Annotated in this window: 15 protein-coding genes; 11 read left to right on the top strand and 4 right to left on the bottom strand. The window is 67.2% G+C overall.

Annotated features, from left to right (window positions below; translation table 11 throughout):
• Nucleotides 1-211: 211 nt before the first annotated feature.
• Together ACWDZ6_RS06050 and ACWDZ6_RS06055 are read right to left on the bottom strand one after the other, a co-directional pair.
• The gene (locus ACWDZ6_RS06050; protein WP_451501854.1) at nucleotides 212-496 is read right to left on the bottom strand and encodes a hypothetical protein; all 285 of its coding nucleotides are present in this window, start codon (nucleotides 494-496) and stop codon (nucleotides 212-214) included.
• An 874-nt stretch (nucleotides 497-1,370) separates the two neighbouring features.
• Nucleotides 1,371-1,556, bottom strand: a complete 186-nt coding sequence (locus tag ACWDZ6_RS06055) for a hypothetical protein (RefSeq protein WP_340474391.1) — start codon at nucleotides 1,554-1,556, stop codon at nucleotides 1,371-1,373.
• Nucleotides 1,557-1,739: 183 nt separating this feature from the next.
• Here ACWDZ6_RS06055 and ACWDZ6_RS06060 point away from each other — a divergent pair, with 183 nt between their 5' ends.
• Together ACWDZ6_RS06060 and ACWDZ6_RS06065 are read left to right on the top strand one after the other, a co-directional pair.
• A complete protein-coding gene (locus tag ACWDZ6_RS06060; protein ID WP_451501855.1) occupies nucleotides 1,740-3,149 on the top strand; it encodes a hypothetical protein in 1,410 nt (469 codons plus the stop codon).
• Between the two features lie 768 nt (nucleotides 3,150-3,917).
• The gene (locus ACWDZ6_RS06065; protein ID WP_451501856.1) at nucleotides 3,918-4,607 is read left to right on the top strand and encodes a hypothetical protein; all 690 of its coding nucleotides are present in this window, start codon (nucleotides 3,918-3,920) and stop codon (nucleotides 4,605-4,607) included.
• 134 nt (nucleotides 4,608-4,741) lie between these two features.
• Here the strand turns inward: ACWDZ6_RS06065 and ACWDZ6_RS06070 are convergent, their stop codons facing one another.
• The gene (locus ACWDZ6_RS06070) at nucleotides 4,742-5,824 is read right to left on the bottom strand and encodes an XRE family transcriptional regulator (RefSeq protein WP_451501857.1); all 1,083 of its coding nucleotides are present in this window, start codon (nucleotides 5,822-5,824) and stop codon (nucleotides 4,742-4,744) included.
• 323 nt (nucleotides 5,825-6,147) lie between these two features.
• Nucleotides 6,148-6,528 carry a GntR family transcriptional regulator gene (locus ACWDZ6_RS06075; protein WP_451501921.1) on the bottom strand — a complete coding sequence of 127 codons (381 nt, stop codon included), beginning with the start codon at nucleotides 6,526-6,528 and terminating at the stop codon, nucleotides 6,148-6,150.
• 500 nt (nucleotides 6,529-7,028) lie between these two features.
• Here ACWDZ6_RS06075 and ACWDZ6_RS06080 point away from each other — a divergent pair, with 500 nt between their 5' ends.
• The 9 genes from ACWDZ6_RS06080 (at nucleotide 7,029) to ACWDZ6_RS06120 (ending at nucleotide 13,023) form a co-directional block, all read left to right on the top strand.
• Nucleotides 7,029-7,325 carry a hypothetical protein gene (locus ACWDZ6_RS06080; protein WP_451501858.1) on the top strand — a complete coding sequence of 99 codons (297 nt, stop codon included), beginning with the start codon at nucleotides 7,029-7,031 and terminating at the stop codon, nucleotides 7,323-7,325.
• Entirely contained in the window at nucleotides 7,322-8,284 is a 963-nt protein-coding gene (locus tag ACWDZ6_RS06085; RefSeq protein ID WP_451501859.1) for a DUF2637 domain-containing protein, read from the top strand. The genes ACWDZ6_RS06080 and ACWDZ6_RS06085 overlap by 4 nt, the downstream gene beginning before the upstream one ends.
• The gene (locus ACWDZ6_RS06090; protein WP_451501860.1) at nucleotides 8,284-8,670 is read left to right on the top strand and encodes an RRQRL motif-containing zinc-binding protein; all 387 of its coding nucleotides are present in this window, start codon (nucleotides 8,284-8,286) and stop codon (nucleotides 8,668-8,670) included. Before ACWDZ6_RS06085 ends, ACWDZ6_RS06090 begins: the two co-directional genes overlap by 1 nt.
• A 32-nt stretch (nucleotides 8,671-8,702) precedes the next feature.
• On the top strand, nucleotides 8,703-9,035 hold the full coding sequence (locus tag ACWDZ6_RS06095) for a hypothetical protein (protein ID WP_451501861.1): 333 nt from the start codon (nucleotides 8,703-8,705) through the stop codon (nucleotides 9,033-9,035).
• A 90-nt stretch (nucleotides 9,036-9,125) separates the two neighbouring features.
• Entirely contained in the window at nucleotides 9,126-11,315 is a 2,190-nt protein-coding gene (locus ACWDZ6_RS06100) for a cell division protein FtsK (RefSeq protein WP_451501862.1), read from the top strand.
• 141 nt (nucleotides 11,316-11,456) lie between these two features.
• The gene (locus ACWDZ6_RS06105; protein WP_451501863.1) at nucleotides 11,457-11,708 is read left to right on the top strand and encodes a hypothetical protein; all 252 of its coding nucleotides are present in this window, start codon (nucleotides 11,457-11,459) and stop codon (nucleotides 11,706-11,708) included.
• Between the two features lie 35 nt (nucleotides 11,709-11,743).
• On the top strand, nucleotides 11,744-11,932 hold the full coding sequence (locus ACWDZ6_RS06110) for a hypothetical protein (protein WP_451501864.1): 189 nt from the start codon (nucleotides 11,744-11,746) through the stop codon (nucleotides 11,930-11,932).
• A 10-nt stretch (nucleotides 11,933-11,942) separates the two neighbouring features.
• Nucleotides 11,943-12,551 carry a hypothetical protein gene (locus tag ACWDZ6_RS06115; protein WP_451501865.1) on the top strand — a complete coding sequence of 203 codons (609 nt, stop codon included), beginning with the start codon at nucleotides 11,943-11,945 and terminating at the stop codon, nucleotides 12,549-12,551.
• 1 nt (nucleotide 12,552) lies between these two features.
• Nucleotides 12,553-13,023, top strand: coding sequence for a hypothetical protein (locus tag ACWDZ6_RS06120; RefSeq protein WP_451501866.1), 471 nt, complete (start codon nucleotides 12,553-12,555; stop codon nucleotides 13,021-13,023).
• Nucleotides 13,024-13,105 lie beyond the last annotated feature (82 nt).

Here is a 13,105-nt window from a genome sequence, read left to right on the forward strand (position 1 = left end):
TTTCGTGATCATCGTGCTCTGATACGCCCTTGAACATGGCGTCGAGTCAGACCTCCTGAAGCAGGCCCTCGACGGCAGCGAGTGCATCCTGGGCGTACGGCCGCCACCATGCCGGTCGGCGACCTTCGCCGGGCTCGGGTCCCAGGATGCACTCGCTGCCGTCGAGGGCCTGCTTCAGGAGGTCTGACTCGACGCCATGTTCAAGGGCGTATCAGAGCACGATGATCACGAAACCTCCAGGGGTGAAGATGAAGCGCTGGTGGTCGAAGCGGTGGTCGAAGCGGTGATCGGATCGGTGATCGGATCGGTGGTCGGATCGGTGGTCGAAGCAGTTTCCGCCCCAGCTATCGCGGTCGCCGCACCAGTTGGTGGTCGCCTGGGTGTGCACGGCAGGGGCTGCTGTGGCCGTGCCTGCTGCGCCGATCGCAGCGCCGCCGGCCATCAGAATGCTGGCCGCGGACACCGCGGCGAGGCGCCTCGCGCGTTGTGCTCGCATGATGGATGCACCTTTTCCTCCGTCGTCTCGCGCAACTCTCAGCGGCACGAGATGGATAGCCGCAGCCGAAGGGGGAGGAGCGGCGTGGTCGCAGCGTCGCCTCGCACATACGAGGAGCATGCGTTGCATGCCAAGATCCCCGCTGTACGGAAACCGGCTGAACGGGGCGTTTCCCCGGGTTGCGGGCTCTCCATTGACTACGTTGACGGCGCCCTTTTGGATTGCGGGTCGGCGAGAAGACCGCGAAGGGGCTCGCACCTCACGGGCTGCGCCGCACGGCCAAGACGCGCACGGAGGGGTTCCGAAGTCCGCCGAAGTTGATGGATGAGCGCACGGGACACATCCGGTCCGGTGCAGGCGCGCTACTCGCACATCACCGCGCGGATGAGGAATCGGCTCATGGATGAACTGACGAGCAGTGGGAGGAGTCGTTGGAGGCGCGGTTGGCCATGCATCCTCGGTCCCCGTTGCGTGCGCTCGACGCTTCGCTGAGAGCGCGCCAGGGTGACGCTCGGGGAGTGGAATCCTTGATCCACTCCCCGTTCACTCCCCAGAAGCACCGAGGAACGAGTCAGGGCCGGTTTCCCGTGAAGGAAAACCGGCCCTGAACTGGTATTTCAGCTGTCGGGGTGGCGGGATTTGAACCCACGACCTCTTCGTCCCGAATAAGGTCAGGGCAAGATCCAGATCTGACACTCAAGGTATTTGCGCAGGCCAGGGCTTTGGTGTGAGTTGGTCTCGCCAGGCATCTGGGAGACGTCGGGAGAAGATCTTCTCCCAAATTTCTCCCAGCTACGTAGCACCACAGGCGCTACCGCAGTAGATCAAACAGGCCGCGAGAGATGGGGGACGTCTCGGGGTCGGGCCGGGGATGTCACCGGGAGGCCGGCGGCTGCGGAGGGCCGCCGTGGCCGCGCCAAGCGGCGTACAGGCCGGATACGGCTACGGCGATCGTCGCCAGCGACTCCGCCGGCACGCCGCGCAGCACGAGCAGCGTGCCGACGCCGAGTACAGCGAGGAAGACGACGAGATCCTGAATTCGCTTGGTGCGCTGCGGCATGGGTAATTCCCCGTTCATGGTGAGGGCCTGTCCGGCGGATCGCATCTGTGACGATGGACGTCCACCCTCACGGAGGGGCGGGGCGCTGCGGCAGATGCAGCAGTGCTGCCGGACGACCGGCAGCACACTCGGGTACAAGCACGGGCACGGGATACGAGTTCGGGAACGGGGCGGCGGAGCAGGATGAGCGAACTGAAGCCGGTCGATGACGGCCTGCCGCCGGAAGTGGTCGCTCTCGCCCAGGCGTTGCGGGATCTCTTCGCGGGCCTGGGTATCTCGACCCGCCGCTACGCGGCTCGTCGCACGTACGACTCCTCCACCGTGTCCCGCTTTCTCGGCGGACACCGCCTGCCGCCGTGGGAGTTCGTCCTCAACCTCCTGCACGACGTCGCCGAGGAACGGGGCACCGTACCGACCGAGGAAACCATCGGCATGCTCCGCGCGCTGCACACCGCCGCGGTGCAGGCTGGCAACGGCCCGGTGCACAAGGTGCAGTTGCTGGAACGGAAGCTCGCGGAAGCCGATCAGGAGGCACGGCGGGCCGCCGCGCGGGAACGCTGGCTGGAGGACACCCTCCAGGACCGCGAACACCGCATTCGTGACCTTCAAATGCGCTTTCGCGAGCTGCAGGCGATGCCGGCGTCCCCGCTGACAGAGCCGGTGACCGGTGCCCCGTCCGGTGATGCGGCCGACCAACACGCCCGGCTGAGCGCGGAGATCCGTGAACTGCAGGCAGAGCTGGAACGTGTACAGGCCCTGCATCGGCAGGCGGAGAAGCGCTGCGAGCAGCTGGAGCGCCAGCTCGCCGGCGCGGAGGAGACGGCACAGCGGGAGGGCGAGGCCGCTCTGCTGCCGGAGCTTCTGCCGCCTGTCCCCGACGGGTCCGGTGCGGCCTCCCGCTCCGCTGCCGACGTACGGAACGAGGTCGTGACCACCCCCGGCGCATCACCTCTGAACTCGGTGTACCAGTTCGGGCACATCCACGGCGACGTCAGTGTCGTCGCCGACACCTGGCAGGTGGACGAGGAGTTCGTCGCCTCGGTAAGCGTCCGGTTGTGCGCGGGTGGCGAGCACGTGGGCAACGGCCTGCTCTTCGACGCTGAGACGGTGATCACGACGGGCGTAGTGCTGGAGCGGGCCCTGGGGACGAGCGCATCGGGGCACGTGATGGAAGTCGTGATCGGTGAGCACAGGGTCCGGGCCGAGCAGGTCGAGATCCGTGACCTCCCCGGATTCGGATCATATGGTTTGGGGGTCCGCTCGTCCCTCGCGGTGCTGCGCCTGGCTGAGCCCGTCGCCTTCCCCGACCAGGTGCTGGTCTTCGACTGGCGTCATACGCCCGGGAGGCAGAGCCTGGTGAGCGCGCACGCCATGCAGGGGCGGTACTCGTGCCTCCTCGACGTCAAGGGCCGCTCGGGAGACTGGCTGCGCGTGTCCGGCGAACTCGTCGACGGCCTTTTCGGCGCCCCGGCGTTCTCCAGCACTGGCGCGCTGACGGGCCTGGTCGCGGCACGTAGCACCGACAAGCGGGCAGGCCTGCTCCTCCCCGTCGGGGCCTTCCGTGCCCTGACCACCATCACCCTGGACGACTAGGGGGTCCGGTCCGCGTCGTTTCCTGCCGTGACGATCTTCAACGGCAGTAGTAGTGGTGGTCACTGGCGGTCTGGGAGAGGAATTCCAAGATCTTCTCCCAGATTTCTCCCAAAAAGGCCCCCGAAACGAGTAAGAGCCAACCTGCTCTCAAGAGCAGGTTGGCTCTTACCTGGTTTTTCAGCTGTCGGGGTGGCGGGATTTGAACCCACGACCTCTTCGTCCCGAACGCGATCAGCCCCTTCGCGACCTTGCATTGGTGCCATCGACCTGCCCCGTTCGCTACCGGGACTGTCCATGAGCGTCCGGGAGGGTCTCGACGGGGCTGCACCGTTTGGCCCCCTGTTTGGCCCCCTAGATTGGCCGATCGCGGGAGATGTCTCCGTGGGTGACAGCAGCCTGGGCTCTACTGCTCCTCAACTCACGTTCGCCGATGAGCACTTGCGCCGACATCCAAGGCGCCGTCTCTGAGCAGGGGAAGGGCTTTTGTCGACTGTCGTCGTTGGCTGGCTCGGACGGCCCACAGGCGGCCGGTCCGTCGGTGGAGTGGGCTTGAGGGCACGCGGGCGGCTCAGCAGCTCCGGGAGTCTCCTCAAACGGGACTCGCAGCCCGTGGCCGACTGCGAGCATGTAGGCATGTCGTCTCCCTCGCCGCACACCGCTATGGCCCGGGCCAGTTACCTCTTCGAGGACTGCAAATTAGAGCGTAGGCATATTGAGCGCATTTGGGCCGTAATGTGCGAAGGGTTCCCCTCTTCTACCAGCCGGGTCATGGGGACGCGGCGAGGAATTCTTGTAGAAATCTACGCGGCGACACTAGATGATCTGGTCCAGGGGCTAAGTGAGTCAAATGAGCCTGGTGATCCAGAAATTTTAGATAACCTCTGGCTAAGCATAACGACAACCCGAGATGACACACCCGACGGCGAATTCCCGAAAAGTATTCGCGTAGAAATTTCCCCTAAAGGTCTAACTTTATCAATCTCCGGTGATCCCGCTTGGGCCCGTTCCAAGGTTGAGCATCTAAAGTCTTTGATTCAGGAAACGCATGGGAAGCGTCGGCTTTGGCTACTCAAACCGGAACTGACGGGCGTCATGTTCGCGGGGATCTCATGGCTCGCATATGTGGCTATATTGACGGTGGCTGGTGTCGATCTGTCAGCTAAAGCCGATCCGTTCGCGTGGTCCTACGTACCCCTTGCCATGTGCCCCACGTTCGCATACTTTATTGGCTTCATCGTGGGCACACGTGTCCTACGGCGCCACCAGACCACCATTTGGATCTCGGAAAGCACGCCACCACCGCAAGCTCCCTCAATGTCCAGTTTCGAGAGAGTCACCATTGCGATCTCCATTGCATCGCTTCTCGCGGCGATAATATTCGGCTATCTCGGATACGATAAAGACAAGCATGATGCCGATAAGAGGGATAAATCGCATCCGGGCCTCACAGCGCGATAGTGGGCTTCCTTAGCTCGGCTGCCTAGCGGGAGTGCCAGTGCAGCGGGAGTGCCAGTGCAGGCTAGTTTCCGCATGCCGCCATGCCATTGCGGCACTGTCTGAATATACAGAGAAGGTGCGCGCGGATTTGGGTCTCAGCGAGGCAGGAATCCGGGCTTCTGTTCAGCGAGTGAGTGAAGTCGCGCGAGGTAGTCCTGTGCTGTCGGTTCGGAGCTGTACCGGTTCCTCATCTCGGCAGCGAGTTCGCGGCTGGTCATGATGAGCGACGGCACTGACTTCCGGTCGCCTTCGAGGGCCCGCTCTCCCATGATGACTGCCTGCTCCAAGTCGCCCTCACGCGCCGCCGTGACGCCCAGTGTGACGCGCGCTTCGGCGTTACGCATTGGTGAGCGGTCGGTGCCGTCAAAGTCCGTTCCCACCCTCAGCACCTCTTCGGCGAGCGTGCGCGCGAGCTTGTCTTCACCGACCAGGCGGTAACAGTCCATCGCGTAGAAGTCGTACTTGGCTGGGTCCACCACGAAGTGGTTGTCCAGATTCTCAGGGTGTGGCATTCCTTCGAGCATTCGCCGCCCCTTGTCCAAGGCGACCTCGACTTGCCGGCGGTCTCCGAGCCGCGCCCATGCCTTGGCCTCCTGTGCAGCGAGCTGCACGGCCACGCCGTGGTGCGCCGCTGTCTCGGCTCCGGCCCGTGCCGCCGCGATGACGCCCCGATAGTCACCGGTTGTGAGGGCGAACCATGCCCGCATCTCGTGCGCCCATCCGGCGACCTCCGCATGGTCTGCCTCAGTGGCGAGCGAGAGTGCTGCCTGTCGCGTCGACTCAGCCGCGTGGCGGTCGCCCGTGTCGTACTCGACGCAGCCGACCAGGAGGGCGAGCCAGCCGGACAGGGCGAGCACCTCGCGGTGCTGAGAGAGCGTGAGACTCTTCGAGTGGAGTTCGACCACGCGGCGAAGCCACTGGCGCCCCTCGATGAGAAGTTGCTCGCTCGGCATGAATGGATACTCCGAGGCGAGGCGGTCTGTCGTGATCCTTAGAGCATCGAGCGTGGCGGAGTCGACGTCGGACCGGCTGAGACGGCTCACGATCTCCAACGTCTCCATGCCGGACGCTGCCAGGATCTCCCTGTCTCCGTCCCGCCGCGCGGGCGCAGGGAAGAGCGCGTGCGTCACGGTGCCGAAAGTCGCCGCGATGATCGGTTGGTAGAAGTCGTTCGGCATCTGGCCTGACTCCCAGCGCTTCCACTGGCGAATCATGCTGTCTTCGGCGGGCAGCTCCGTGGGAGCGTGCGCCCGCAACGCCCTGACTGCCTCACGCTGCGACCAGTCACGTGCCGATCGCTCGGCAGCAATGCGCCGCGCCCATGCGGGCCTGTCGTCGGTCATGCGCCCTCCTCCGAGTGCCTACTCCGAGTCTCACCCGCGAGCCGGGGGGACAGGGAAGGTGACAGAGGGGTGTCACCGGACATGTCCCCTGCTCCGCTCTGCCGTCCCCTGGCTGTCACTTACCTCTCAACTCCCGTTCCCTGCATGGTGGTTGCAGATCACGCACCACCCGGCACGGAGCGGCTTTCGAGCGCTTCGAGCCTGCCGCGAAGTTCCGAGACCTGGGAGGTGAGATGTTCGAGCTGGCGCAGGACTTCAGGAAGGTCGACACCTACGTCGGCTTCGCTACCTTCGGTGGCTTGCTCCGGGTCGCGGGCATAGCTGCCGCGCGACGTGGTCATGATGAGCCCATCCTCGCGCAGGATCGCAAGGGCTCGTTGCATGGTCATTCCCGAGATCTTGAAGCGCGTGGCCAAGTCCCGCACGGAGCCAACATGGGCTCCGGGCTTGATGTCACCACACAAGATCTCCTGCCGCAGGATGTCGGCGGCCTGCTCAGACTCCGGCCTGGGGTCGTCTTTAGAGATTTCAGCGCTCATCACGCAATCGAGCGTACCCACCCCTAGTACGACCTAGCACGAATCCGTGCCACCCTCTTGCGTCATGGTACGTGCTAGTACATGCTGTTACGTATCAGCACGGCGAACCCGGAAGGGCTTCACCTGTTGTGTCCGCAAGTGCTTGACCTGCAAGACCGCACGACCAGGAGCCCCGCGGTGGACGGGGGGAGGCGACCCGGCGCCTTGGCATTAACCGGAGGGCTTAGACCGAAAGGTCATGTCTCCATACGCCTACTTCGAGGCCGGACAGCTCTACCTGACACGGGAGCGCGGTCGCGATGAAGGAGACACGCACTACCTCAACTTCCGGCGCACCTGGTGCGGCGGCCGGTTGCCTCCCCCACCCGTCCGGCTCCCTGCCGTACGGGCGGGGCTGAGGGGAGCCGGACATCCCCTGGTCTCCAACGGCGCGCGGCCCCGGTGCTCGAACACCGGGGCCGCTGGTTTGGGCCGTTCCCACCTGATGAGGAGTACGACCCATGAAGAACATCGTTGCTGGTCATGTGGCTGTTACCGCCACGGAGTTCGTTGAGCTCGCGCTCGGCACCCCGCTGGATCTGTGGCTGGGTGTGGAGGGCGAGACCGAGATGGAGCGGGCCGCCCGGCTGGACGCTGCGCGGGACATCCTCAGCGCGTATCCGGAGCTGCCGGACACGGTGAGCCAGGTCGCCGCGCAGGCGATCGAGACGTTCGCCCCGGAACTGTTCAACATCATCCCGCTGCCGCGCCGCACCGTTCGTCGTCGGCCGCGTGGTGGCAAGGCGGTGGCGGCATGAACGCGTCGACGACGGCGCGCCCCGAGGTGCCGCCGTTGACCCGCCCGGAATTGGGCCTTGCCGGTCTGGGCGCGCTCAGCGCGGCCGGGGTTGGCGCGCTGGGCCTGGTGGCGTCGTTCGATGCCGTGTCGGTGGCTGCGGCCCGGTGGGGTTTCGTCTCGCCGTGGATGCTGCCGGTCGGTATCGATGTGGCGATCCCGGTGTTCACGGTCGCCAATCTGCTGTTGATCCGGATGGATATGGCGCTGGCCTGGGTGCGGTTCGTGCCGTGGGCGCTGACGCTGATCACGTGCGGGCTGAACGTCGCGGCCGGGCAGGGCATGTGGGCGAAGGTGGCCCACGGGACGATGCCGCTGCTGTGGGTGGTGTTCTCCGAGATCGGCGCCCACATCTACGCCGTCCGGATCGGCGCGGTGACCGGCCGTCGCATGGACAAGATCCGGTTCGGCCGGTGGCTGCTGGCCTTCCCCTCCACCTTCGCCCTGTGGCGGCGCATGACGCTGTGGGAGATCACCTCCTACGCCGTCGCGCTGGAGCGGGAGAGGGAACGGCAGTTGGCCCGCGCGGAGCTGCGCGAGACCTACGGGCGACGTTGGCGCAAGCACACCCCGCAGCGCACCCAAGTGCTGCTCAAGCTGGGGGAATTGGCTCCTGCGACTGTGCCGGCCGATCCGGATCCGGAGCCCGAGCCGGACCGCACGGCCGAGGGGGAGTCGAAGGCGAAGCTGCGGCCCGCACGCCGCAGCAAGGCCAAGGGCAAAGCCGGGCGCACCCCTGCCGAGTTGCTGGCAGCGGCGCGGGAGGCTACGGCTACCTGGTCCGATGCTGAGCTGACCGCGGACCGTATCCGCACCACGGTGCGGGTGTCCGCAGCGAACGCCCGGATGCTGCGCGACGCGCTCAAGACCGAGCGCGCCACCGGCGGTGACCCTGCGGAGCTTGAGCCGGTGGCGGCCTGATGTCCCCGACGTTCGGCAAGTGCTACGACCCGAACGGCACCACCTACGGGATACCGACCTACCCCTGGCGCCTTGCCCCGGACGGCTATGCCACCCGGCGTCAGCTCCGGGCCCGCGGGTTACGGCCCGGCGGGCAGCCGGTCGCCGCGCAGGTGATGCGCCGGTGCCGGGGCCGCACGTCGGGCGCCCTGGTCGCCTACCTCTACCGCGTCGACCGGGCCAAGCCGGTCCGGCCGATGACGTCGCGCAAGTGGGGCGCGCTCGCGCTGGCGATGCTCGCCCGCCGTACCTGCCCGAAGTGCCGCGTTGATGCCGGGTACTGCATCCCGACCTCGCTCGGCATGTGCGTCACCTGCGCCTACCCCGAGGAACAGCGCGCCGAATGAACCAGCCCACCCGCCTGACGGGAGTTACGACGATGACCGACAACAAACCCACCGTGGGAGATCAGGCTGAGGCGATCCGTGCGCTGGCCTCACTCGCGACCGCGTTCCCGACCCTGCCCAGCGACAGCATCACCATCGGCACGGTGGTGGCACCGCACGGCATCCATCAGGGCATCCGCGTCCACCTGCACACCAAGTCCGCCGACTTCGAAGCCTGGCGCGAAGCGCTCAACATCGCTCCGGAGCAGGTCGCGCACTGCAACGCGACCAACATCCAGACCCTCACGGCACACGCGGTCGTCGGCGGCGTGGCCGTCGAACTGATCGCCTACATGCCGCGCTACGCCGTGGCCGAAGCCGCGTAGCACCTGATCCACCCCTTGGGGCCCGGACGCCTGCCGTCCAAAGCGCCGTCCGGGCCCCTTCCAACCCCGTGTCCCAGGGAGGGACGTTCAGTGAATCACGACGACGAGAACGAACTGTTCAACCGACTCGAAGCCGACATGGCAACCGACTCCGGACCCGACTCGGGTGCCCGGGTAGTCGACTTGGACAAGGCCCGGTCGGCTCGTGCCGAGTCGGTCGACTCGGTCGGACACCCGACACCCGACCCGGATGGGCGAGTGGTGGTCGACCAGCCGACTGCTGTCGCTGCCGGTCCGGGCTATCTGGGTCGGCTGATGGGCGCGCGCCGTCGGGACGTTGTCCCGGTGTGGCTGCGGTCGGCCGGAGAGTTGAAGACCGCGGCCACGTGGGTGGCCCGGCACTATGCGCATGCGGCCGGGTATCACGCGCTGCGTTCCCCGGTCTACGCCCTGCGTCTGGCGTTTCAGTCCCCGGCTGGGGCCGCGAAGTTCGTCGGCAGCACGCTGCGGTGGGTGGCCGACCGTGAGGGCGAGCCGGTCCGGCTCGCCGCGGTGCGGCGCGAGGACGCTGCCGAGTACCTGAAGCTCTCGCGTCAGCGGGATGGTCGGGTCCGGCTGCGGACGCTGGTCAGCGTGCTGTCCATGTTCATCGGGCTTGGCGCGGCGCTCGCTCTCTACGTCCTGGCTCCGGGCTGGCTTCAGGCCGTGTCGGTCAGCGCGTTGGTGATGGCGCTCGGGTTCAACGGCCGGCAGGCCGATGCGCCGGTCATCCACCGGGCGGTCGAGATGCCCAAGGCCGTCAAGCTCACCAGTGACATTGTGCTCCGCGCGCTCGGTTCACTGGGCATTCCCGCGATCAACCAGGCACAGGGCAAGGGGCGGGACGGGTTCGAGTTCACCGCCCCGATCACCCGCGATGGGCCCGGCTGGCGGGCTGAGGGCAACCTCCCGTACGGCGTGACGGTGACGGACATCATCGAGCGGCGCGAACGCCTCGCCTCGGGCCTGCGCCGCCCGCTCGGGTGTGTGTGGCCCGAGGCGGTGCCGGATGAGCACACCGGACGGCTGGTGCTGTGGGTCGGTGACCAGGACATGAATAGGGCTAAGCAGCCTGCCTGGCTGCTGGCCAAGGGCGGACTGGTCGACCTGTTCAAGCCGGTCGACTTCTCTACCGACCAGCGGGGCCGCTGGGTCGGCCTGACGTTCATGTACATCGCGGCGATCATCGGCGCGATCCCGCGGATGGGTAAGACGTTCCTGCTGCGCCTGTTCGCGCTGATCGCGGCGTTGGACCCGCGGGCGGAGCTGCACACCTACGACCTGAAGGGCACCGGTGACCTGGACCCGGTCGGCGAGCACGTCTCCTACCGGCACCGTGCCGGGGAGGAAGACGGGGACATCGAGTACGCCATCGCCGACATGCGCGAGGTGCGCGGCGAACTGCGGCGCCGCGCGAAGGTGATCCGCTCGCTGCCACGGGACGTGTGCCCGGAGTCCAAGGTGACCAGCGAACTTGCCTCCAAGCCGAGCTTGGGACTGCATCCCATCGTGATCTGCGTGGACGAGTGCCAGGTGTGGTTCGAGCACGACAAGTACGGCAAGGAGTTCGAGGACATCTGCACTGACCTGGTCAAGCGGGGACCGGCCACCGGGATCGTGCTGATGCTGGCCACCCAGCGGCCGGACGCGAAGTCGCTGCCCACCGGCATCTCCGCGAACGCGGGCGTGCGGCTGTGCATGAAGGTCATGGGCCAGACCGAGAACGACATGGTGCTGGGCACTTCCTCCTACAAGCGGGGCGTGCGCGCCACGATGTTCTCCTGGGCTGACAAGGGCATCGCCTACTTCGTGGGCGACGGCTCGGACGCCCGGATCATCCGCAGCGTCTACGTCGACGCCCCGAACGCCGACCGGATCGCGCGGCGCGCCCGCAAGGCACGCGAGGACGCCGGGACCCTGTCCGGCCACGCGCTCGGTCAGGAGCCGGAGCCTGCTGCGGGCAGCGGCTACGACCTGCTCGCCGACATCCTCGCCGTGGTCGCGGCCGATGAGCCCAAGCGCTGGTCCGAGACCGTCGTCGCCCGCCTCGCCGAACTGCGGCCGGACGTCTACGACGGTTGGGACCCCGACGCGCTCGCCGCGGCGCTGAAGCCGCACGGCGTCTCCACCATCCAGGTGGGCCGCCGTATCGACGGCAAGGTCGTCAACCGGCGCGGTATCGACCGCTCCCACATCGTCACAGCGATTGCGGAGCGTGACGGAAACCGGGACGCGGGCTGAGTCTCCGGGGCCGCTAGCGCTAGCGGCACACCCCGCTAACGTTAGCGGCCCCGCTAGCACCCGAAACCCTGTCTGATCAGGCCGCTAGCGGATAGCGGCCCACCTGCGAAAACCCCTGAACACCGCCTGGGAGGGCCCGTCATGCCCCCTGCCCTGCTCGCTATCGCCTGCCTACTCGCCATCACTCTTGGTTACTGCGGTCTGTGTGCGGCGTCGCCGTTCGGACCGTGCCGCAAGTGCCGCGGCTGGGGCTTCGACATGAAGACCGACCGCAAGGGCCGCCTCAAGCGCGGCAAGGACTGCCGCCGCTGCCACGCGACCGGCAAGCGCATACGCGTCGGCCGACACCTCTACAACGCCGCCGCCCGCCTCCACCGCGACGGCACCCGCTGACCACGCTCCCTCAACTCACCGCAAGGAGGCCTCTCGTGGCTGTCACCGTCTCGCTCGTCGCCCTGTTCGGGCTGGTCCTGTTCTTCCTGCTGCGCTCCAAGACCCTCGGCTACGGCTCCGCGTTCATCGCTGCGATGTTCGGGTTCTACCTCGCCTCCACCGGAGCGTCCGGGCCCGTCAACGACCTGTCTGCGGCTGTCATCGACGCCATCAGCAAGCTCTAGGAGGCACCCCGTGAACGAACCGATCCTGGCGCGCCACTGGATCGCCCTCGCAGCCCCCAAGGCCGCACCCGCCGTGGCCACGTCCACCGTGCTGATCCTCGGCCGCATCTGGAACGCCAACGGTGCCGAACACTCCGTCGGCAACGCCGCGTTGATGGTCGTGCTCGCCACCGGGGCCGCGGCGGCCGGCGCTTTCGCCTCGGCCGGTCGCCGTGGTGACAGCGTCATCGCGGGGACCGCGTTCGCCGCCTCGGGAGGGCTCGCGCTCGCCGGGGTCGCCGGATACGCCGACGGCATCTCGCTGCCCCTGCTGCTGTGGGTCCTCGCTACCGCGATCGCGTACGGGCTCGCGGCCCGGTACTGGCGCACCGACCGCCGCGAAAGTGTCGCCTACGAGCGGCGCACCATCGAGCGTCGCGAGGAACACGCGCACGTCGAGCGCGTGGAAGCCCTGCGCGCCGGAGCACAGATCGAGGTAGCCCGCTCCGGTGCCGCCTACGCCGAATCCCTCGCCACCGCGCTCATCACCCGCGCGGCCCTGCCCGGCTTCGACCCCAAGGCCCTTGAAAGCGCGGGCCTGCCCGAACTCCCCACCGTCGAGATCACCAAGGAGCACTGACATGGACATGAACCACGACGAGGTCGTGACCGTCGAGCTGGACTGCGACGGCTGGACCGAGCCCTACGCACGTGACATCACTCGGCGCCAGCTCGGGGAACTGCTCCTGCAGCTCGATGACATGAGCTACGCGACCGACAACGCCGACCCCGCGCCGCAGCCGCTCACGTGGCCGACGCCGGAAGACGCGTACGCCACCGCGCCGTGCATCACCAGCGAGATCGGATGGACCGCCTACCACTCCGTCGGCCGTCCCACCGGCGCACTGCTCGGGCGGGAGTTCTGGCTCCGCAAGGCCGCGGTCCTGGACCGCATCGCCCTCGGGGACGAGGCCGGAGAGGGGTTCGGCGACGCATGCGAGGCCGCCACCGAAGCGGCCCGCCACCTGCTCGACATCGACCACGCCGACGGCATCACCGACCCGCGCGGCTATGTCCGTCAGCAGTACGCCCTGTGGGCCAAGAACCAGTAGCTACGCCCGGGGCGGCCGCGCCTCTCGCCAAAGACTCGCGGCCGCCCCGGCTACCCAGCACCCATTCAGAGAACTGGAGACA

The organism is Streptomyces sp. NPDC002926, assembly GCF_053591755.1.

What these genes read in the sequence shown, in the direction of transcription:
- ACWDZ6_RS06120 (WP_451501866.1), top strand. Translation starts at nt 12,553, where the DNA reads ATGGACATGAACCACGACGAGGTCGTGACCGTCGAGCTGGACTGCGAC.
- ACWDZ6_RS06075 (WP_451501921.1), bottom strand. Translation starts at nt 6,528, where the DNA reads ATGAGCGCTGAAATCTCTAAAGACGACCCCAGGCCGGAGTCTGAGCAG.
- ACWDZ6_RS06055 (WP_340474391.1), bottom strand. Translation starts at nt 1,556, where the DNA reads ATGCCGCAGCGCACCAAGCGAATTCAGGATCTCGTCGTCTTCCTCGCT.
- ACWDZ6_RS06105 (WP_451501863.1), top strand. Translation starts at nt 11,457, where the DNA reads ATGCCCCCTGCCCTGCTCGCTATCGCCTGCCTACTCGCCATCACTCTT.
- ACWDZ6_RS06095 (WP_451501861.1), top strand. Translation starts at nt 8,703, where the DNA reads ATGACCGACAACAAACCCACCGTGGGAGATCAGGCTGAGGCGATCCGT.
- ACWDZ6_RS06090 (WP_451501860.1), top strand. Translation starts at nt 8,284, where the DNA reads ATGTCCCCGACGTTCGGCAAGTGCTACGACCCGAACGGCACCACCTAC.
- ACWDZ6_RS06050 (WP_451501854.1), bottom strand. Translation starts at nt 496, where the DNA reads ATGCGAGCACAACGCGCGAGGCGCCTCGCCGCGGTGTCCGCGGCCAGC.
- ACWDZ6_RS06070 (WP_451501857.1), bottom strand. Translation starts at nt 5,824, where the DNA reads ATGCCGAACGACTTCTACCAACCGATCATCGCGGCGACTTTCGGCACC.
- ACWDZ6_RS06060 (WP_451501855.1), top strand. Translation starts at nt 1,740, where the DNA reads ATGAGCGAACTGAAGCCGGTCGATGACGGCCTGCCGCCGGAAGTGGTC.
- ACWDZ6_RS06080 (WP_451501858.1), top strand. Translation starts at nt 7,029, where the DNA reads ATGAAGAACATCGTTGCTGGTCATGTGGCTGTTACCGCCACGGAGTTC.
- ACWDZ6_RS06065 (WP_451501856.1), top strand. Translation starts at nt 3,918, where the DNA reads ATGGGGACGCGGCGAGGAATTCTTGTAGAAATCTACGCGGCGACACTA.
- ACWDZ6_RS06085 (WP_451501859.1), top strand. Translation starts at nt 7,322, where the DNA reads ATGAACGCGTCGACGACGGCGCGCCCCGAGGTGCCGCCGTTGACCCGC.